Below are 21364 nucleotides of genomic sequence, written 5' to 3' on the forward strand. Positions count from 1 at the left end.
CCTTATCGGGCTGGGAGACAGTGTCTGACGGGCAGTTTGACTGGGGCGGTCGCCTCCTAAAGTGTAACGGAGGCGCCCAAAGGTTCCCTCAGAATGGTTGGAAATCATTCGCAGAGTGTAAAGGCATAAGGGAGCTTGACTGCGAGACCTACAAGTCGAGCAGGGACGAAAGTCGGGCTTAGTGATCCGGTGGTTCCGCATGGAAGGGCCATCGCTCAACGGATAAAAGCTACCCTGGGGATAACAGGCTTATCTCCCCCAAGAGTCCACATCGACGGGGAGGTTTGGCACCTCGATGTCGGCTCATCGCATCCTGGGGCTGTAGTCGGTCCCAAGGGTTGGGCTGTTCGCCCATTAAAGCGGTACGCGAGCTGGGTTCAGAACGTCGTGAGACAGTTCGGTCCCTATCCGTCGCGGGCGTAGGAAATTTGAGAGGAGCTGTCCTTAGTACGAGAGGACCGGGATGGACACACCTCTGGTGTACCAGTTGTTCTGCCAAGGGCATTGCTGGGTAGCTATGTGTGGACGGGATAAACGCTGAAAGCATCTAAGCGTGAAGCCCCCCTCAAGATGAGATTTCCCATCACGTAAGTGAGTAAGACCCCTGAGAGATGATCAGGTAGATAGGTTGGAAGTGGAAGTCTAGCGATAGATGGAGCGGACCAATACTAATCGGTCGAGGACTTAACCAAATTTTTTAAACGGTGTAAGACGGTTTCAGAACGAAAAACGATTTTTAACTTATCCAGTTTTGAGAGAACAACGTTCTCTTGATTGAAATTGTGTGGTGATGATGGCAAGAAGGTCACACCTGTTCCCATGCCGAACACAGAAGTTAAGCTTCTTAGCGCCGATGGTAGTGAAGGGTTTCCCTTTGTGAGAGTAGGACGTTGCCACGCAAATACAAAAGACATCATCTTTGGATGGTGTCTTTTTTTGATATATGTTAATTTTAAAGGTCTTCGTTAACTAGTGAGTGTAGAAGCTGCTAAAAAGAGTCTTATGGAATAGACGGATATTGAACCTAAAGTCTTATGATTTTTTCAGACCTCGTACAATCCTATTGCTCCAGTAGTTATGTTGTGCATCAACTAAATTCATCTATCTAGACTAGATAGTACTCAAAAAAATAGAGCCTGTTAATGAATAGAAGTTCATTAACAGGCTCTATTTTAGTTATTTAAGCGTGACGGTTGTCTAACAAAACAGTATTTTTAATATCTTCGACTGTTTTTGTACCAGCAAGTTGCATAACAAGTTCAAGTTCATGTTTAAAATGATCAAAAACAGATTTTACACCTTGTGATCCGCCTAAAGCTAAACCATAAATAGCTGGACGGCCAATAGCTACTAAGTCAGCACCGCTGGCAAGAGCCTTAAAGACATGTTGACCACGACGAACACCACTATCGAAGACAATCGGAACTTTTCTATCAACGGCTTCGGCAACTGTTTGCAATGAATCAAATGCAGCAGGGCCACCATCTAATTGGCGGCCACCATGGTTAGTTACCCAAATTCCACCAGCACCTGATGCTAATGAGATTAAAGCGTCTTCTGCAGTTTGAACACCTTTAACAAAAACAGGTAAACCAGAGTAGGAAGCAATAAATTCGACATCTTTAGGACTAAGGGTTTGTTTTGAAGATCCATAAACAGCATCCATTGATTGTCCAACACCAGATTGGTAGGCTTGAACAATGGGCATACCTAATGGGAATACAAAACCATTGCGCTTGTCGGCTTCACGATTTCCTCCAACAGTTGCATCGGCCGTTAATACAATTGCTTTTACTCCGTTGGCTTTTGCTTCATCTAAAATGTCTCTGTTGATTCCATCATCTTTACTCATATAGAACTGGAACCATTGTGGAGCACCAGCACCTGCTTGCGAAATTTCTTTAAAAGGTTTATTAGCATATGAACTGATAGTCATGATAGAACCAGATTCAGCAACAGCTTTTGCTGTGGCTGGTTCAGCAGCTACGTTAGCAAGTCCATGTGAAGCTACAGGAGCCATGATGATTGGTGTAGATAACTCAGCTCCAAAAATAGAAGTGCTTTGATCTGGGTGTTCGATATTTTTTAATACGCGTGGAACAATTAATTTGTGATTAAAGGATTCAATATTTTGTTTAATTGTCCATAAGTCTCCAGCTCCACTAGAAATATAGCCATATCCACCTTCTGGAATAACTTTTTTAGCTTCTAATTCAAGATCGAAAACATTGATTATATTTAAAGGTTTCTCCGCAGTACTTGCTTGATAAGGAATTTTATTAGCTTTAGTTGATTCTTCTTGTATGTTATCTAAGGAATGAGTTATTTTTACGTCTTTTTCAGTTTCTGTCATGGTGTTCCCTCCAAAAAATAATAGTTTATGATAGTTTCTAGTTTACCACTCTCATTAAAAATTTCAATTTTAATGAGAGAAATGCAGTAAAAAAGACTTAAGTGTGCTTATTTTTTTAAAATTGACAAAAATTTGTCTATGAAAGAGCAATAATTGAAAAAAAGGTTGACAAACCTAAATAGATTACTTACTATTTATAACCAATGATGCTATAATGATAACAAAGAGGTGAAGAAAAAGCTGTCTTTTGCGAAACTAGGCAAAAGGAAATTTGCCCTAAATTTGAACACACATTTGCTATTTTGGGTAAAAAATGGATGGGACTTATCATTGACGTGTTATTAGAAGGTCCTCAACGCTTTAAAAATATTGCTGCTACTATTCCAAATGTAAGTGATCGCGTACTTGTAGAACGATTAAAAGAACTTGAACAAGAAGGTCTTGTATCTCGTACAGTAGATCCAGATGCAGCGATGAGAGTTGCTTACAGCTTAACTGAAAAAGGGCAAGCCTTAAAAGTAGTGATGGATGATGTTCAAAAGTGGGCCGATGAATGGATATGTGTGTCAGAAGATTAAATTCATTGAAAAGTACTTGACCTTTAAGTCAAGATTACGTTAAACTAAATATATATGTAAATTGAATAGCAATAAATACAATGATGGAAAAAAGTAATTTGAAGAATCTAAATTAGAGAGCAAGTGTCGTAGGCTGAAAACACTTGATTAGAGACCAAATGAACGTTCACTTCCTGAGTTGACTTTGGGAATTACACTAAGCTAGTTAAAAGTAATGAATAAAGTTCCGGTCTACGCCGTTATGTAAATGAAGTGTGAATTTAGCGCAAGTTCAATTCAAACAAGGGTGGTACCGCGAATGTAGCCTCGTCCCTTTTAGGGATGGGGCTTTTTGTGTGCTTAAAAATAGTCTGAAATAAGGTCTCGGTTGAGCGTAATTTATAAATTTATTTAAAGGAGAATCAGAATGGATTTAAAAGATAATTTACACCTGTTAAGTAAGGAAGCTGTAGAAAAAATTGAAGCTGCTTCAGATTTAAAAGAACTAGATCAAGTACGTGTAGCCTACCTAGGGAAAAAAGGTCCAATTACGGAAATTTCAAAAGGAATGAAAACTGTCTCTGCTGAAGAACGTCCTATCCTCGGTGCACTTGTGAATGAAGTGAGAAATGAAATTACATCACAGTTAGAAGCGAAAAAAGCACGGTTAGAAATGGAAAAAATCAACCGTGATTTAGAAAATGAAGCGATTGATGTTACGTTACCAGGTAACTCAGTAGCTGTAGGGCAATCACATGTATTAACGCAGATAATGGAAGAGATTGAAGATTTGTTTATTGGTATGGGGTATCAAATCATTGAAGGACCCGAAGTTGAAGAAGACAGCTACAACTTTGAACGAATGAATTTGCCTAAAGACCACCCAGCTCGTGATATGCAAGATACTTTTTATATTACAAATGAAATTCTATTGCGTACACACACTTCACCTGTTCAAGCTCGTACAATGGATAAACATGATTTTACAAAAGGGCCATTAAAAATGATCAGTCCCGGAAAAGTATATCGTCGTGACAGCGATGATGCGACTCACTCACATCAATTCCATCAAATGGAAGGGTTAGTTGTAGCGAAAGATATTACAATGGGAGATTTAAAAGGAACGTTAGAAGTTTTTGCTAAGAAATTATTTGGTTCAGAACGTGAAATCCGTTTACGCCCAAGTTATTTCCCTTTTACTGAACCATCTGTAGAAGTAGATGTTAGCTGTTTTAAATGTAATGGCAAAGGCTGTAATGTGTGTAAACAGACTGGGTGGATTGAGATTTTGGGAGCCGGAATGGTTCATCCAAATGTGCTTGAAATGTCTGGGATTGATGCAACAGTTTATAGTGGTTATGCGTTTGGCTTAGGACCAGACCGTGTTGCAATGTTAAAATACGGGATTGATGATATCCGTCATTTTTATCAAAATGATGTTCGTTTCTTAAATCAATTCAAGGTAAAGGAGTAAGAACATGAATGTATCTTATCAATGGTTAAAAGAATATTTAGATTTATCAAATGTAACACCGGAAGCGTTGGCAGACAAAATGTCACGTACGGGAATTGAAATTGAAGATGTTGCTATTCCGGAAACAGGCTTGAAAAAAATTGTAGTAGGACATGCAGTTGAAGTAGTGAATCATCCAGATTCAGATCATTTGCATATCTGCCAAGTGGATATTGGCGAAGAAGAATTATCACAAATTGTTTGTGGAGCTCCTAATATTGCTGCTGGACAAAAAATTATCGTTGCATTACCTGGAAGTCGTATCACTGGAAATGCAAAAATCAAAAAGGGTAAAATGCGTGGGCAAGTATCTAATGGGATGGTTTGCTCTTTAGCTGAATTGGGCTTTTCTGAAAAAGTTGTGCCTAAAAAATACGCTGATGGTATTTATGTATTGCCAGAACATGCAGTGCCTGGAGAACCAGTATTTCCTTATCTAGCAATGGATGATGCTATTCTTGAATTATCCATCACGCCTAACCGCGCAGATGCTTTGAGCATGAGAGGAGTTGCTCACGAAGTTGGGGCAATTTACGATCAACAACCTAAATTTCCTTCTTTCGAATTAACAGAAGATAAAACTGATTCAGTTGCTAACTATATTAAAGTTGCTGTAGAAAATAGCGAAGATGCTCCAAGCTATAATGTTCGCATTGTTAAAGATGTGAAGGTTGCTGAAAGTCCGATGTGGTTGCAAACCAAATTGATGAATGCAGGTATTCGTCCTTTAAATAATATTGTAGATATTACTAACTATATCCTATTAGAATATGGACAACCATTACATGCCTTTGATTATGATCAATTACAGTCAAAAGAGATCGTGGTTCGTCATGCTAACGATGGAGAGGCATTGGTCACTTTAGATGGAGTAGAACGCTCATTAACACCTGAAGATATTGTAATCACAAATGGCGCTATACCTGTAGCTTTAGCAGGAACTATGGGTGGATTGGATTCAGAGATTGAAGATCGTACGGTAACGGTAGCAATTGAAGCAGCTGTTTTTGATGCTATTTCAATTCGCAAAACGGCTAAGAAATACAACTTAAGAAGCGAATCTAGCTCTCGTTTTGAAAAAGGGATCAATCTAGCTACAATTACAACTGCTGGCGATCATGCTGCAGCTTTAATGGCTGAACTAGCTGGTGGAACGGTAGTAGCTGGTGTTGCATCTCAATCTATTTTAGCTGTTCAAGATAAAGTAGTCACTATTACATTAGAAAAAATCAACCGCTCATTAGGAACGTCCATTACCACTGAAGAAGTAACGGCTATTTTTGATCGACTTGGTTTTAAAACTACTGAAAAAGAAGGGCTATTTGAAGTAGCAGTTCCACCACGTCGTTGGGACATTGCAATTGAAGCAGATTTAGTAGAAGAAGTCGCTCGTATTTTTGGATATGACAATTTACCATCTACCTTACCAATTAGTGCAGCTCAACCTGCAGCTTTGGATGACAAACAGCGTCTTGTACGTCACACGCGCCGCTTTTTAGAAGGGGCTGGTTTATCACAGGCTATTAGCTATGTGTTGACTACTCCAGAAAAAGCTGCTCAATATATGATGCGAGAAAGTGAAGCAACTGAATTAGAAATGCCGATGAGTGAAGACCGCAGCACATTGCGGATGAACTTGTTAAGTGGATTATTAGATGATGCTAGTTACAATAAAGCGCGTAAAAATAAAGATGTGATGCTTTATGAGATTGGTCGTGTGTTTTATAAAGAAGCAACTCAAATATTGCCAATTGAAGAAGAACATTTTGCTGGAGTATTAACAGGGTCTTTAGTAGAAAAAAATTGGAAAGACCAACCTCAAAAAGTAGATTTCTTTGTAATGAAAGGCATTTTAGAAGGACTTTTTGCTGAGTATGGTTTAATAGAAAAGGTTACATTTGTTTCTGATAACCAACGTGAAGGTATGCATCCTGGACGTACAGCTGCTCTTTATCTAGGGAACAAGGAAATTGGTTTTGCTGGTCAAATCCATCCTTTAGCAGCAAAAGCGTATGAATTAGATGAAACGTATGCTTTTGAAGTGAATTTACAAGCAATTGTAGAGGCTGATAAAGAACCGACTATTTACGAAGCTATTCCAAAATTTCCTGGAATGACAAGAGACATTGCCATGTTGGTTGATGAAACCATTACAAATCAACAATTGGTAGACTTGATTTATAAAAAAGGCGGCAAAAACTTAGTGAGTGTACGTCTATTTGATATCTATCAAGGTAAGAACATTGAAGACGGTAAAAAATCAATGGCTTATACGCTATCGTACTTAAATCCTACTGCAACAATGGTGGAAGAAGAGGTTTCTAAAGCATTTGATAAAGTAACAAACGCATTAGTTGAAGAATATCAAGTTGTTGTGCGTTAAATTAGCTAAAAAACAAAAAGTGTCTTGCTATACGCAAGGCACTTTTGTTATGCTAACAGATATTAATCTCGTTAAATGAGTTTTTCATTAGAGGGGATTTATAAAAAGGCTGTCCAGGGGGAACCATATGGGAAAGAAAGAATTGAAAAAAGAAGTAAGTGGTATTACAGCATTGACCGTTGTTGTTGGAACAGTTATAGGAGCGGGAATATTTTTTAAACCAACGGCTGTTTATGGAGCCGCTGGAGCTCCAGGGCTAGGATTGCTGGCTTGGTTTGTTGCAGGGATTATAACGATTGCAGGTGGATTAACTGTTGCTGAAATTGGGACAATTTATCCTCAAACAGGTGGGATGATGATCTACTTAGAAAAAGTGTATGGCAGATGGCTGGGGTTTCTAGTTGGCTGGGCTCAAATGGTTATCTATTATCCGGCTAATATAGCTGCATTAGCTATTATTTTTGCTACCCAATTTGTTAATTTATTTGCTTTATCAGATTCAACAATCGTACCAACGGCTATTCTAACGTCCATATTTTTAATGGGTGTGAATTTTTTAGGTACAAAATACAGTGGCTGGATTCAGACTCTGGCGACGATTTTAAAATTGATTCCGTTAGTAGTAATTATTGTAGCTGGATTGCTTTATCCTGGTGGAGGTGTGATACGATTAGTACCTTTTTCAGTAGAAACTCATCCAGTGCTCACAAGTTTTGGGTCTGCTCTTATCGCTACATTATTTGCCTATGATGGCTGGATTAATGTAGGGACGCTTGCCGGAGAAATGAAAAACCCTGGTAAGATGCTTCCGAAAGTCATTATCGGTGGATTATCAATTGTTATGGTTGTGTATTTATTGACCAATATTGCGTATTTATTTGTACTGGACAGCAGTCAGTTGGCAGGAACAGATACACCAGCTGCTTTAGTTGCTTCGCATCTTTTTGAAGGCATTGGTAGTAAGCTAGTTACAATAGGAATACTGGTCTCAGTATTCGGGGGAATCAATGGGTATATCATTTCGGGTTTAAGAGTGCCTTATGCTTTAGCAACGCAAAAAATGTTGCCTTTTAGCGATTGGTTTGCTAGGATCAACCCAAAAACGAACTTGCCTATCAATGGTGGGTTAGTTATGTTAGGTATTGCAATAGTGATGATTTTAACGGGTCAGTTTAACCAACTTACGGATTTAATTGTTTTTGTTATTTGGTTTTTTATTACCTTAACGTTTATTGCAGTGATTATTTTAAGAAAGACCGAGCCGGATATTGAACGACCGTATAGAGTTCCTTTTTATCCAGTCATTCCATTAATTGCTATAATAGGAGGCTTATATATTATTTTTAATACCTTAATTGTTCAGCCGAAAAATGCCTTTATTGGTATTCTACTCACCCTTATTGGGATTCCAATTTACTTTTATTGTAAAAAGAAATATGGATCACCTGAATAAGGCTAAACGACTTTAGGCTCTTCGTCAAATAGTATGGCTGCTTCTAAAAATTCTTTCGGAATAGACGGATTTGCTTGTAAGAGCCCTGGTACCGTCTTAAGCCTAAAGTCTTAAGAACTTTCAAGCCTCAAACATCGCTTAATCGCTAAAGCGTTAAAGCGATATAATTCGCATTGAATACTTCACAGGGCTACAAGCAATCCTATTCCTCCAGAAGTGTTAAGCATGAACTAAATTCATCTATCCACACTAAAAAGTATAGAGCCCGACTTTAAAAGCCTAAACTAACGGATTTTTTCTTCCGTTAGTTTAGGCTTTTGTTATTCAATCAACGTACACCGCTAATTTTTTTGGCTTTTTCTGTATTTGCAAAATGCAACTTAGCGTATTTTCCGAGCAAAGGGATACCACCTTGTTTTAAGAGTTTTGCAGCAACTAAATCACTATTACTGCCAGCACCAGAAGGTATTTTAATTCCCGCTTGTGCAGTTAATTCATCTAACCCTTTTAAGAAAGCATAGCGAGCAATGATGGAAGCTGCTGCAACAGCCAAATGATGCCCTTCCCCTTTTGTTTGAAAATAGACTGTTTCTTTTATTTGTTTGGTTTGATCGCTGATGTGTTTAAAATAAGTTGATGGAAGTTCAAATTGGTCAATTAAAATGCCGTCTGGTTTCTTTGGCTTAATTTTTTCAAGAACATGTCCCAAAGCTTGGTTATGTAAAACAGCCTTCATTTTTCCTTGTGTCATCGTTGGTTGTATGGCGTTGTATTTTTCAGGCATTACATTTAGTAAGCTATGAGGCAAGAAAGTAATCAAGTCTTTTGCAACGCGAATAATTTCAGAATCTTTCATTTCCTTTGAATCACGCACGCCTAATTCTTTTAATAAAGCAAGTTGTGATTGATCCACATACGCAGCTACTACCGTTAATGGACCAAAATAACTACCTGTGCCAACTTCGTCACTGCCAATAACTGACCAGTCGCTAAACCCTTTTGGTAGAGGAACATTTAAAGACGTAGACGAAGAATTCTTCTTTTTAGCAGGGACCAGTGTCGCTTTTTCTTGCCAAATAGCGGCTTCATTTTGAGAAGTTGCACCTTGGAATAAAACTTTTCCAGAGTTATAAGCTGTTATATTGACGCCTCCTTTTTTCGCTGCGAAAAAACTACCAGGAGGAGTAGTTGATTTTAAATTGGTTGTATAATACTGTTTCATATTCGTTAACGTTTCTTTAGAAACTAGAAGTACTTCATTAGCCATTGTGTCACTCATTTCTTATTATTAATGAACTAACTAATAGTTTACCACATAATTCCAACCATTAAAAAAGGGTTATTAAAATGAAATGAAAAAATGTGCAACTATTAGGCGATTCATGGTAAAATAAAGGAAATGTAATTTTTAGGAGGGACTGCCATGTCAAAAGGGAAAATTCGGTATAAAACTACAATAGCAGGAAGACCCTACACGATTATCGGAGCTAGACCCGAAGAACACATGCGGTCAGTGTCTAAAATGGTAAATGAACAAATGCAACAGATTGAATCATTATCAAAAGGTTTAGACCCCGAACGTAGAGCAGTTTTAGTAGCAGTCAATGCTGTATCAGATCAAATTGAAATGCAGATAAAATTAGATACTATCCAAAAACGGGTAGCAGAATTAGAAAAGAAATTAGAGAAAGATCAGGAATTGGACATGAGCGAGGAATAAGTTCCTGAATGAAGGTGATCAGTATGTTAATGACAGTCCTTATAGTAGTTATTTTGGCCATAGGTGCTTATGGTGGAGCTAGAAGAGGTTTGATTCTTCAATTTGTTATGACTGTAGGTTATTTTGTTTCTTACTTAATGGCAAGCAAGTATTATCAAGCATTAGGGTCACACTTAGAGTTGATTGTTCCCTATCCATCTGCGTCTGAAAGTAGCCAATTCGTTTATTATGATCAAGCGCTAGGTCTTAACTTAGATGGTGCTTTTTATAACGGTGTAGCATTTATCATCATTTTATTTGTTGGATGGTTAATCACCCGTTTCATTGGTGGGTTATTAAACGCTGTGACGTTCATTCCTGTTTTGAAGCAACTCAACACTGTAGGTGGAGCATTACTCAGTTTTATAGTAGCGTATGTTGCTATTTTTCTAGTGTTATTTTTATTGACTATGGTCCCAATCGATGCGATACAAGAGGCCTTTAGCAAAAGCTGGTTGGCACGTAAAATCGTAGAGGATACACCGGTTATCTCAGCCCAATTATATAATTGGTGGATAGAGTCATCGTTAAAGTAAGAGGTTAGTTGAATAGTATGGAAAAATCGTTTCTCTTAAATTAGGGGGACGATTTCTTATTGTAAGTCAAAGAGGCTATTTTTATAAAATAAAGACTATAGAATGAAATTTTAGACAACTAAAAAGTAAAATGAAGTAAGAGGTGAACTACATGAATAAAAAAATCTTTCAAACACTAGAATTTAATAAAATTATACAAGCTATCGCAAATTTGGCTGCTTCGGATTTAGGGAAAGAACAAGTTCTAATGTTAGCTCCTTCAATTAATAAAGAAGAAGTAGAAGTTTGGCAAGATGAAACAGAAGATGGAACAAAAATTTTGAAATTACGTGGACGTATGCCAATTCCAAAATTACAAAATGTTCGACCGCATCTAAAACGTTTAGATATCGGAGCTAGTTTAAATGGATTAGAAATTGCACAAATTGGCAAAATTTTACGTACGACTTCTGAGATAAATCGTTTTTTTGAAAATTTAAAAGAATCTGGCATAGAAATGAATCGTCTATACGAATTGACAGAAAAATTTATTACAACGCCAGCTTTGAATCAACTAATCCGTGAAACGGTAGATGAAGACGGTCGTGTGATGAATGATGCAAGCCCGGCTCTAAAAGGAATTCGTACGGGTATTAAACGCGGAGAAACGAATGTCCGTGAAAAACTAGATGGAATCGTTCGCGGAAAAAGTGCACAGTATTTAAGTGATACAATTATTACAATCCGTAATGACCGGTATGTTATACCCGTGAAACAAGAATATCGTAGTCATTTTGGCGGGGTAGTCCATGATCAAAGTTCGACAGGTCAAACGTTATTTGTAGAGCCACAAAGTGTTGTAGAATTGAACAACCGTTTACGCCAACTTCAAATTGAAGAACGCCGTGAAATTGATCGCATCTTAGCTGAAATTTCGAATGAAATTGCTCCTTATAGCAAAGACATTTTAAATAATATGTATTTATTAGGGAAATTAGATTTTATTGGTGCAAAAGCTAGTTATGCTAAAAATATTGACGCTAATCGGCCAATGATTCATGATGAGAATGAAGTGAAATTATTAAGTGCCCGTCACCCTTTATTAGATCCAGAAAGTGTTGTAGCAAATGATATTTTAATTGGTGGGGAAAATCAAGCGGTCATTATTACCGGACCCAATACCGGTGGGAAAACAATCATCCTAAAAACTTTGGGATTATTGCAATTGATGGGACAATCAGGCTTGCAATTACCGGTTGCTCCAGATAGTCAAATGGGCTTATTTACTGAAATATTTGCTGATATAGGTGATGAACAATCGATTGAACAAAGTTTAAGTACGTTTTCTTCGCACATGACAAATATTGTGTCTATTCTAGACCGAATAGACAATAAGAGTTTGATTATTTTTGATGAGCTAGGAGCAGGAACGGATCCACAAGAAGGTGCGGCTCTTGCTATAGCCATTTTAGATAGAGTGGGTGCTGTGGGCAGTTACGTTATGGTAACGTCACATTATCCTGAATTAAAAGCATATGGCTACAACCGTCCACAGACAATCAATGCCAGCATGGAGTTCGATATAGATACATTAAGTCCAACGTATCGTTTATTGATTGGTGTTCCAGGTCGCAGTAATGCTTTTGAAATTTCTAAGCGATTAGGTTTGAGTGAAGAGGTCATTGATTCGGCTCGTCAATTGATTGATGGAGAAAGTCAGAATTTAAATGAAATGATATCAGATTTAGAGAATAGACGTAAAATGGCTGAAACAGAATACCTTGAAGTGCGCCATTATGTAGATGAAGCAGAACAATTGCATGCAGATCTACAAACTGCTGTACAGCAGTTTTATGCGGAACGTGAAGAACTGCTGAAAAAAGCTCGTGAGAAAGCAAATAGCTTGGTAGAAGAAACAGAAGAAACCGCCAATCAGATTATTAAAGACTTACGAAAGAAACAAATTTTAGGTCAATACGAAGGTGTAAAAGAACATGAATTGATTGATGCTAAAACGCAACTTTCTGGATTAAGACAAGAAGAGGCTTTGGAAAAAAATAAAGTATTGAAAAAAGCTAAAGCGAAGCAAGTGATGAAACCTGGTGATGATGTCATTGTTCAATCATTTGGGCAAAAAGGGATCTTAATGGAAAAAGTAGATAAAAACCACTGGGTCGTTCAAATGGGTATGTTGAAGATGAAGCTTAAAGAGAGTGATTTAACCCTAACAGCCCCTGAGAAAGAACCAAGTCGCAAAATGATTGCTTCAGTGCGTTCTGAATCAAATAGTCACGTTTCTCCTCAATTAGATTTAAGAGGTGAACGGTATGAGAATGCTTTAGCGGAATTAGATCGTTATTTAGATGCAGCACTTTTAGCTAATTATCCGCAAGTTACTATTGTACATGGAAAAGGAACTGGAGCGATTAGACAAGGTGTGACAGAAGCTTTGAAAAAGCATCGTTCTATAAAGAGTTTCCAATATGCTCCTCCAAATCAAGGTGGAAATGGTGCAACAATCGTTGAGTTTAAATCTTAAGCCTTTGGGTAGATTTTAAAAAGGATTTTTGATATAATAAATTAATCATACAACTTACTATTAATAAGTTGTAAAATTGTCATTTGGGAGGAATAGTAATGGTACAAGCAGTAACTGATGCAAATTTTGAAACAGAAACTAAAGATGGTTTAACAATTACAGATTTTTGGGCAACTTGGTGCGGACCTTGTCGCATGCAATCACCTGTATTAGAAGAATTAGATGAAGAAATTGGCGATGAAGTAAAAATCGTGAAGATGGATGTTGATGCTAACCCTGAAGTACCAAGTTCATTTGGCATCATGAGTATTCCTACGTTATTAGTTAAAAAAGATGGCGAAGTTGTTGAAAAATTAATTGGTTACCACAATAAAGAACAAATCGAAGAAGTTATCGCAAAATATAAATAAGTAAAAAATTAAAAAATAGGATTGGGACAATTGTTCCAATCCTATTTTTTTAGGAATGATTTAAATAATAAAGGACTTCTTTGTCGAGTTCTTTTTTTAATGGAAAATCTTCAAGTGCTTCCAATAAGTTAAATCCTTTTTGAATCCATACTTCAGCTTCAGTTTTAGCTAGTTTAGTTAAAATAATGCCTTTTCGTACATATAAGACACCAAGTATACGGTATCTTTCCTTTTCTTTACTTAATAGTATTAAAGAATCTGCTTTTTCAAGAGCTTGTTCGTAATTTTTATTTTCCATTAATAAGTAGATTAAATTCATCGAATAAGCCATTTTTAAAGCGATAGCCTCATGAAAGTGGCTATAATGTTCTAATTCAACCAACGCACGCTTTGAAATAAAAAGTGAGGTATCAAAATCAAAGAAAAAAAGAATATTATTCAATAATCGTAATTCTGTTAGGTACCATTTATCTAGTTGAGAAATACGATGCCAAACTTTTTCAGCATAAGGTGCTGCTTGTGTTAAATCATTGGTTTTCGAAAGTGTGATAAGAGCATCACAAATATAATAGATATCTTGGATAATATTATCTTTGTGATCAGTTAAATAATTCTTTGTCGTTTCTCTAACATTTATCAAAATATTTATATCCGTATTTACAGCCATAGTTCTAAATTGATAGAGTATAGCATCTTTTCCTTTTAATTGATAGTCGTTATGGATATAGTTAAACTCTTCATGAGTCATATCTAAATTATTTAAAATCTGAAAATATTTAGTGATAGTTGGAACAATATTGCCCATTTCAAACTTAGTATAAGTCGAGCGTGCCATTGCTTCTTGTGCAACATATTGTTGAGTATAGCTTTTGTTTTCTCTTATTTTTTTAAAATCCACACCAAAATTTTGACGGATATGTGACATTAACAAACCTTCTTCCAATAAAAAAATGTGATTATATGAACATTATATAAGATAGTATAAATCATTTGCTATAATTAAGTCAAAGATAGGAGGGATTACATGAAAAAGGTATTAAAAAAATTAATAGCATTTCTACCTGTAATCTGGTTTATTGGCGGTGGAGGCTAGAGTTAGATTAAACTAGCAATCTTCATTTTGACTTCTAGTCAGTTTAAGAAAAGAGTAAGAGTCAGCTGATACATAACTGTCTCTTACTTGTCATTTTAAGAATAATTGTGTTTGCCACTTTGAGAGTAGGAGGGATTGTATGGAAGCAAATGTAAGAAGAGTAAGAACTAGCTATGCTTATATTCTTGAAGGAAAAAATGTTTGCAATACTTTGCCCGTAGATGAAGATGACTTGATTGAAAATGCTGATGGAATTCTTGATTGCCCGCTCGATGGTGTGCTAAGAAAGCATAAATTATCTTTAAGTGACTTAAATACGATGAAAACGACAAAGTTATTATTTGTAAAAGTAGAGGACAAAAGAACAATTGTCTTAAATACGATTCGCTTGAATGTAAACATATAAATACGGATAATTAAATAAGTAGGCTTTAAAGCGTTGATATAAAAATTGACGCTTTTTTACTGTTTAATAAAATTTATTGGTACACTTATATAAATTAAAGTATTATAACTGCTGATAAAAACTAACGAGGGTGGGTTTAAATGAGAGCAATGTATATTCGATCTGGGGATGAGTATCTCTACTGCAGAGTCAAAGGAGTTGGGGAACCGTTACTCTTATTGCATGGAAATGGCGAAGATTACCAAATATTTGAACAACAAATAATTTACTTCAGCAAAAATTATCAAGTGATTGCATTGGATACAAGAGGACATGGACACTCGGATCATGGAAAAAAATTGCTCGCGTTTCAAAGAATTGCCGAAGATATTTTAACGGTCTTACATTACTTCAATTTACCCAAAGTAAGTATTATGGGTTTCAGTGATGGTGGAAATATAGCATTGTACTTTGCCAGTCATTATCCAGACAAGGTAGCTAAACTTATTGTAATCGGTGCTAATTACAAAGTAGCCGGATTAAAAAAAGAATCTTTAGCTGAAGTGAAAAGAGATTATTTTTTACTCGCTATTTTAGGATGTTTTTTTTTAAAAGCCGAAAAAAAGAAGCAAGTAATTGACTTAATGTGGCATCAATTAGATTTGAAATCAACTGATTTGACAACTCTTAATACTCCAACATTAGTAGTAGCGGGTGAAAATGATGTTATTGAGGAAAGTCATACGAGAAAACTACATGAGTTAATTAGCAAGAGTAAGCTAGTTATTGTACCAGCAGCTAGTCACTTTTTGATGGTTGAAAAGTATAAAGAATTCAATCGTCTTGCTGAGGAATTCTTGAGTGGCGAAGATAAGTTTTATTGATTTCTTCATACACTTAGTCTAATGAGAACCAGATGTATAAAAATAATAGCGTGAATTTCTTGAATAGTTTAGACAGTAATAGTTATAATAATACTGTGAAATTTTAAGTATATTTATTGTTTATTTGTTTTTTTATTCAATCTAGTTTTGATAACTAGGTTGAATAGTAATGGAAACTGTGTTATCCTATTGTTAAATAAAAAAACGTTTTATTATGATAAAAGAAAATAACTAACAACGATTTTTTGTAGCAAAATAACTCATTTGCTACAGATTTTCAAGGAGGAAATAGTGATGAAAGAAGAAGCAGTCTATACAAAGAAATATCTAGTGACCAACGAGGTTTTAAATGCTATTACTCATGGTATAGGAGCAATTTTGAGTATTGTAGGAATGATTTTACTGATTATGAAAGCCGTAAATACCGGAACTACTTTAGAATTAGTTTCTTATTGTATATATGGTTTTTCACAATTCTTACTCTACTTAAGTTCAACACTTTACCACAGCTTGATTTTTACGCGAGCAAGAAGAATTTTTAAAATTTTTGATCACTGTAGTATCTTTTTGTTGATTGCGGGTTCATACACACCAATTACTCTGATTACAATCGGTGGAACAACGGGCTGGACATTATTTGGAGTAGTTTGGGCAATTGCAATTTTCGGAATTATTTATAAATGTCTCTGGATTGAAAAATTCAAAAAAATGTCAACATTGTTGTATATTGGTATGGGATGGATTAGTATGTTTGCAATCAAACCAATGTATACTGGATTAGGTTTTGAAGGATTCGCTTTATTACTAGCCGGTGGACTATCGTTTACTATTGGAACTATTTTTTATAGTATGCGAAATGTTAAGTACATGCATGTTTTATGGCACTTGTTTGTTTTAACAGGTACTGGATTTATCTATTTTTCAATTTTACTTTATGGATAATAAAAAGGTTTGAAGAAAGCACTCGCTTTCCTCAGGCCTTTTGTTGTTAAGGATTCACTTTAGTAGTAGCTGTTATAACGTGAGAGAGTATGTTTTTTGTTTTTTTGAAAAATAGTTGTATAATAAGACAATTGGATAAAATTATGGGAGGAGGAACGAAATGAGTATTGGTTACGCTTGTTTAACAGTTGGCGTTCCAGAAACAAGTTTCAAGACATGTCGGAAAGCAAATGCAACAGAAGAGAAACTAGAAGAATTGATTCGATTTAACTTACAGTCATTGGAAAATATTATTGATTACAATATAATAAATCAAATCAAGTTATTCCGTATTAGTTCAGATATCATTCCATTTGGTTCAAGTCCGGTTAACACATTAGTGTGGTGGGAATTGTTTGAGTCACAATTTGAACAAATGGGACGGAAAATTAAAGCTAGTGGTATGCGAGTGTCAATGCATCCTGGACAGTATACTGTGTTAAATTCACCAGATGAAGAGATTGTAGTAAGAGCCGTAGAAGATTTAGTTTATCATACACGCTTTTTAGATAGTCTTGGAATAGAATCTGAACATAAAATTGTGTTGCATATTGGTGGTGTTTACAAAGAAAAAGAACGTGCTATGCAACGTTTTATTGAAAGGTACCAAACATTATCAGATGCAATAAAAAAGAGGCTTGTAATCGAGAATGATGATCGTTCTTATAACGTTTCTGAAGTACTAGCAATCAGTCAAGCTACAGGTGCACCTGTAATCTATGATAATCTCCATAATGCTATCAATACAAGTGATATTACAAAAGATGATGCCTATTGGATTGAGCTAACCCGCAAAACATGGAAGCCTGAAGATGGGAATCAAAAAATTCATTATTCCCAACAAAGTCCAATGAGTCGAGTAGGAGCACATACAAAAACAATCGCACTGGATCCGTTTATGGATTTTTATCATAACGTTTCAAGAGAAGATTTGGATATCATGTTAGAGGTTAAAGACAAAAACCTTTCTGCTGTGAAATGTATTATTGCAACGACACAACAGCCTCACATTAATTTAGTAGAGAAAGAATGGAGTCTCTATAAATATAGTGTTTTAGAAAGGTCACCAAAGTTGTATAACGCTATCCGTCAGTTGTTGAAAGACAAAAATAGTTTTCCAGTGTTAGATTTTTATCGTTTATTGGATCAAGCATTAATAATGGATGTGACAACAGGTATTGCTGTGAATGCAGCTACTCATGTGTATGGTTATTTTAAATATTCAGCTACGGAAAAAGAAAAAAATACTTTTTTAAAACAATTAGAAAAAGTAGAAAAAAACAATGGTTCATTAAAAACATTGAAGAAGATATTATTGAATTTAGCGTTAAACTATCATGAACCTTATTTACTTCAGTCGTATTATTTTGTATTGTGAAGTGAAAAATATTTAGGAAATGATTGATGATGAGTAAAAAATGCAGTATACTACTTTATTGTATTAAGAAAAAGTTTTATCAGTTCACATAATGAAAGAGGAAAAAACTATGAATATACAAAAAATTATCGCATTAATTATTTTGCTTTCAGGAATTATTTTACTAATTTATGGATTTGTAGAAGGCAATCAAGCTTCTTTAATTACTGGCATTGTTCTAATTGTTATTACGATTTTAGATTACAATAAATTGAAAAATAGAAAAAAATAGCTGTGATAGTAGGTTGATTAGTCGTTAGCTTAAATAGAAAAGCGTTAAAAAAAATAAATAGTGCTTTTAAGAACTAAGTGTGATACACTATTAGATGTAGATGTACGTGGTGTTTCACTTTTTAGAGGTCAAACGATTGTTTTTTCTTGTGTTTAAATAAGGTATAGGTTCGAATCCTATCTTCTACATTCTCAACTACCTTTCAATAAAGGTAGTTTTTTTTTGCATTTAATGAATCAAAGTATGCGAATGTTCCTAGGATGAATCAAAAAAGGGCTCTTCGTCAAATAGTGTGGCTGCTTCTAAAAATTCTTTCGGAATAGACGGATTTGCTTGTAAGAGCCCTGGTACAAAGTCTTAAAAACTTTCAAGCCTCAAACACAGCTTAATCGCTAAAGCGTTAAGCATGAACTAAATTCATCTATCAACATTAAAAAGTATAGAGCCCAAAAATGAGGTATTAGAATAGCTAGTTAACTAATAAACGTAAAAAAACGGATTGAGAGTACGGACTCAATTCGTTTTTTTACGTTCCTATTAGAAAAACATAACCACATAGATATGAATAGGTTATTAGTAAAAAGTTTGTTAAAATAAATATCTAATACATAGTAATGGGATGAAAAAGAATGGAGGAAAAGAGATGTTAGAAATTAAGAATTTGAAAAAAACGTTCGGATCATTGACAGCTGTTGATGATATTAGTTTTATAATACCGGATGGTCAAATTTTAGGCATGATTGGTCAGAATGGTGCAGGTAAAACGACCACTTTCCGTCTGATTTTAAATTTTTTGACGGCTGATTCTGGAGAAGTTTTATGGAATGGTCGTCCTTTACAGAAAACTGATTATGATGTGATTGGTTATCTACCAGAAGAAAGAGGGCTTTATCCGAAAGTTTCAATTGAGGATCAAATTATTTATTTTGCGCAATTACGCGGGAAATCTAAAAAAGAGATTAAACCTCAAATTGATAAATGGATGGAAAAATTTCAGGTTAAAGGCAAAAAGACTGATAAAATAAAATCTTTATCTAAAGGTAATCAGCAAAAAGTCCAGCTAATTGCAACGCTAATCCATCAGCCTAAATTGGTTATTTTGGATGAACCTTTTAGTGGATTAGATCCTGTAAATGCCGAGTTGTTGGAAGCTGGTATTAAAGAATTAAAAAAACAAGGCGCTTGTGTTATTTTTTCTAGTCACAATATGAATAATGTTGAAGAAATCTGTGATAATTTGATTATGTTAAAAAATGGTAAAATGGTCTTAGATGGGACCGTACGCGAAATTAGAGAACAGTATGGTAGAAAGAAACTCTTTTTAGAAACTCCTATCTCAATTGATGAATTAAGAATGCTGCCAGGAGTAATAAAAGCTGAAACAACAAAGGAAGGTTTAAAAGTTATTGACTTAGAAAGTCCGGAAAATGGCAAAGCTATTTTTGAAAAAGTAACACAAAATGGATATATCACTACTTTTAGTCAGCAACCGCCTACTATAGAAGAAATTTTCAAAATGAAAGCCGGTGAGATTAATGAATAAATTTTGGGTAATTGTCAGTGATGTTTATAAAAAAAATATTAAATCATTTGGTTTCTTAACAATGGTGTTATCGCCCATTTTGATGCTAGCGATAATTGGTGGGATTTTTTACTTCATTAGCCAAAGTGAAAATGAAACGCCTGAAATTGCTGTTTTAACAACTGACCAGGAAGTACAAGCGCTATTAGCCACTCAAGAAGATCAGTTTATTATTAACAATAAAATTACAACTAAAGAAGCCGCTGAGGAAGCGATGGAACAAGAAAAATTGGACGGCTATCTTGAAGTTGAATCTGAAAATCAATTGATCTCTGCTAAGTATGTAGATACACCAGAGAGCGATAATTTAGATTCTGCATTATTAACAAGTTTATTGACAACTCTTCAATTAAATCGAAAAGCAACGGAGTATGGATTGACACAACAAGAAGCAATGGCATTAATGTCTCCAGCTAGTCTATCAACCGAAACCATTAGTTTTGAATCTGGTGCAGCAACAAGTAAAGACAATACTGCTGAAACAATCAAAATGTGGAGTTCTTATGTTGTTGGGATTGCTATCTTTATTTTTATTATCAATTATGCAAGTATCATTGGAACAGAAATTGCTTCTGAAAAAGGGACGCGAATCATGGAAGTTATTTTATCAAGTGTTTCTTCAACTGTTCACTTTTTTGGGAAGTTAGCAGGTATTTTATTGGTTTGTCTGACACAAATTATCATTTATGTTGTAATTGCGTTGGTTGCTTATCCTTTTATAAAAAATATAACGTTTATTCAAGAGTTGTTCCAAGGAATTGATGTTGGCGCATTATTAAGTAATTTAATTGGTACAACACTGATTTACTTTGTATTAGGGATTATTCTATACGCGGGTTTAGCGGCTTTCTTTGGTTCGTTAGTAACTAAAATTGAGGATGTTAGCAAGGCTGTCACGCCGTTAATCTTCTTGGCAATGATTGGTTTCTATGGTGGATTATTTGCCTTTGCTAGTCCTAATCAACTAATTGTAAAAATTGGTTCGCAAATTCCTTTATTTACGCCCTTTATTATGCCATTTAGAATCGCAAGTGAAACAGTAACAACTGCTGGAATAGTAATCTCTATCATTGTTATGATTGTTTTCACTATACTGTGTACAATACTATCATTGATGATGTATCGTTCAAATGTGTTAGTTTACTCAGATGCAGGAATGATGAAAGCGATAAAAACCTCTTTAAGTATCTTAAGAAATGAACGGAAAAAATAGAAAAAAAAAAGACTAGGATTATCTTAGTCTTTTTTTGTTTCTAAATGTAAATCGTTCATTTCAATGATTCGGATCTAAAAGCTTTTGTTCCACTC

General features: G+C 35.3%; 18 protein-coding genes, 2 rRNA genes, 1 pseudogene and 1 other annotated feature. Of the genes and pseudogenes, 18 read left to right on the forward strand and 3 right to left on the reverse strand.

Translation table 11 applies throughout. From position 1 onward, the window contains the following. Both BP18_RS02470 and rrf read left to right on the forward strand, forming a co-directional pair. Positions 1-692, forward strand: a 23S ribosomal RNA gene (locus BP18_RS02470); the annotation flags it as partial. A gap of 91 nt (positions 693-783) precedes the next feature. Continuing rightward, positions 784-899, forward strand: a 5S ribosomal RNA gene (gene rrf, locus BP18_RS02475). Positions 900-1180: 281 nt separating this feature from the next. Here rrf and BP18_RS02480 read toward each other — a convergent pair. Continuing rightward, positions 1181-2353: an alpha-hydroxy-acid oxidizing protein gene (locus tag BP18_RS02480; protein ID WP_231549421.1), complete on the reverse strand. Its 1173-nt coding sequence runs from the start codon at positions 2351-2353 to the stop codon at positions 1181-1183. Positions 2354-2622: 269 nt separating this feature from the next. On the opposite strand from BP18_RS02480, the gene BP18_RS02485 reads away from it, so the two are divergent. From BP18_RS02485 to BP18_RS02500, 4 genes are all read left to right on the forward strand, one after another. Beyond that, positions 2623-2931 (forward strand): winged helix-turn-helix transcriptional regulator, encoded by a 309-nt coding sequence (locus tag BP18_RS02485; RefSeq protein WP_035050278.1) that lies wholly within the window; start codon positions 2623-2625, stop codon positions 2929-2931. A gap of 71 nt (positions 2932-3002) precedes the next feature. Continuing rightward, positions 3003-3248 (forward strand) — a binding site (T-box leader). Positions 3249-3337: 89 nt separating this feature from the next. Beyond that, positions 3338-4384, forward strand: a complete 1047-nt coding sequence (gene pheS / locus BP18_RS02490; protein ID WP_007725767.1) for a phenylalanine--tRNA ligase subunit alpha — start codon at positions 3338-3340, stop codon at positions 4382-4384. Between the two features lie 4 nt (positions 4385-4388). Then, positions 4389-6806 (forward strand): phenylalanine--tRNA ligase subunit beta, encoded by a 2418-nt coding sequence (pheT, locus tag BP18_RS02495; RefSeq protein ID WP_035050280.1) that lies wholly within the window; start codon positions 4389-4391, stop codon positions 6804-6806. A gap of 127 nt (positions 6807-6933) precedes the next feature. Then, positions 6934-8259, forward strand: coding sequence for an APC family permease (locus tag BP18_RS02500; protein ID WP_035050282.1), 1326 nt, complete (start codon positions 6934-6936; stop codon positions 8257-8259). Between the two features lie 328 nt (positions 8260-8587). On the opposite strand, the gene rnhC is transcribed toward BP18_RS02500, so the two are convergent. Continuing rightward, positions 8588-9526 (reverse strand): ribonuclease HIII, encoded by a 939-nt coding sequence (rnhC, locus tag BP18_RS02505; RefSeq protein ID WP_035050284.1) that lies wholly within the window; start codon positions 9524-9526, stop codon positions 8588-8590. Positions 9527-9682: 156 nt separating this feature from the next. On the opposite strand from rnhC, the gene BP18_RS02510 reads away from it, so the two are divergent. The 4 genes from BP18_RS02510 to trxA all read left to right on the forward strand — a co-directional run bounded on the left by BP18_RS02510 (position 9683) and on the right by trxA (position 13482). Further along, the gene (locus BP18_RS02510; RefSeq protein ID WP_007725456.1) at positions 9683-9979 is read left to right on the forward strand and encodes a cell division protein ZapA; all 297 of its coding nucleotides are present in this window, start codon (positions 9683-9685) and stop codon (positions 9977-9979) included. 23 nt (positions 9980-10002) lie between these two features. After that, a complete protein-coding gene (locus BP18_RS02515) occupies positions 10003-10554 on the forward strand; it encodes a CvpA family protein (protein ID WP_007725454.1) in 552 nt (183 codons plus the stop codon). A 151-nt stretch (positions 10555-10705) separates the two neighbouring features. Beyond that, on the forward strand, positions 10706-13072 hold the full coding sequence (locus tag BP18_RS02520; RefSeq protein WP_035050287.1) for an endonuclease MutS2: 2367 nt from the start codon (positions 10706-10708) through the stop codon (positions 13070-13072). A gap of 98 nt (positions 13073-13170) precedes the next feature. Continuing rightward, positions 13171-13482 (forward strand): thioredoxin, encoded by a 312-nt coding sequence (trxA, locus tag BP18_RS02525; protein WP_007725452.1) that lies wholly within the window; start codon positions 13171-13173, stop codon positions 13480-13482. 49 nt (positions 13483-13531) lie between these two features. On the opposite strand, the gene BP18_RS02530 is transcribed toward trxA, so the two are convergent. Beyond that, the gene (locus BP18_RS02530; RefSeq protein WP_051926196.1) at positions 13532-14407 is read right to left on the reverse strand and encodes a helix-turn-helix domain-containing protein; all 876 of its coding nucleotides are present in this window, start codon (positions 14405-14407) and stop codon (positions 13532-13534) included. Positions 14408-14714: 307 nt separating this feature from the next. Between BP18_RS02530 and BP18_RS02535 the strand changes: the two genes are divergently transcribed. The 8 genes and pseudogenes from BP18_RS02535 to BP18_RS02565 all read left to right on the forward strand — a co-directional run bounded on the left by BP18_RS02535 (position 14715) and on the right by BP18_RS02565 (position 21269). Further along, positions 14715-14981: a hypothetical protein gene (locus tag BP18_RS02535; protein WP_035050291.1), complete on the forward strand. Its 267-nt coding sequence runs from the start codon at positions 14715-14717 to the stop codon at positions 14979-14981. Positions 14982-15121: 140 nt separating this feature from the next. Next, positions 15122-15844, forward strand: a complete 723-nt coding sequence (locus BP18_RS02540; RefSeq protein WP_051926197.1) for an alpha/beta fold hydrolase — start codon at positions 15122-15124, stop codon at positions 15842-15844. A 294-nt stretch (positions 15845-16138) separates the two neighbouring features. Beyond that, complete coding sequence (trhA, locus tag BP18_RS02545; RefSeq protein WP_035050294.1) at positions 16139-16786, forward strand: PAQR family membrane homeostasis protein TrhA; 648 nt, start codon at positions 16139-16141, stop codon at positions 16784-16786. Positions 16787-16946: 160 nt separating this feature from the next. Next, complete coding sequence (gene uvsE, locus BP18_RS02550; protein ID WP_035050295.1) at positions 16947-18203, forward strand: UV DNA damage repair endonuclease UvsE; 1257 nt, start codon at positions 16947-16949, stop codon at positions 18201-18203. Positions 18204-18312: 109 nt separating this feature from the next. Next, entirely contained in the window at positions 18313-18474 is a 162-nt protein-coding gene (locus BP18_RS02555; RefSeq protein ID WP_007725444.1) for a hypothetical protein, read from the forward strand. Between the two features lie 643 nt (positions 18475-19117). Beyond that, positions 19118-19808: pseudogene (locus BP18_RS02560) on the forward strand (ABC transporter ATP-binding protein); the annotation flags it as partial. After that, complete coding sequence (locus BP18_RS13005) at positions 19808-20017, forward strand: DUF4162 domain-containing protein (protein ID WP_407921353.1); 210 nt, start codon at positions 19808-19810, stop codon at positions 20015-20017. The pseudogene BP18_RS02560 and the gene BP18_RS13005, both read left to right, overlap by 1 nt. After that, positions 20010-21269 carry an ABC transporter permease gene (locus BP18_RS02565; protein WP_007725442.1) on the forward strand — a complete coding sequence of 420 codons (1260 nt, stop codon included), beginning with the start codon at positions 20010-20012 and terminating at the stop codon, positions 21267-21269. The genes BP18_RS13005 and BP18_RS02565 overlap by 8 nt, the downstream gene beginning before the upstream one ends. Positions 21270-21364: the final 95 nt, after the last annotated feature.

Source organism: Carnobacterium jeotgali MS3 (assembly GCF_000745125.1).
In the GTDB taxonomy this organism is placed as follows: domain Bacteria; phylum Bacillota; class Bacilli; order Lactobacillales; family Carnobacteriaceae; genus Carnobacterium_B; species Carnobacterium_B jeotgali.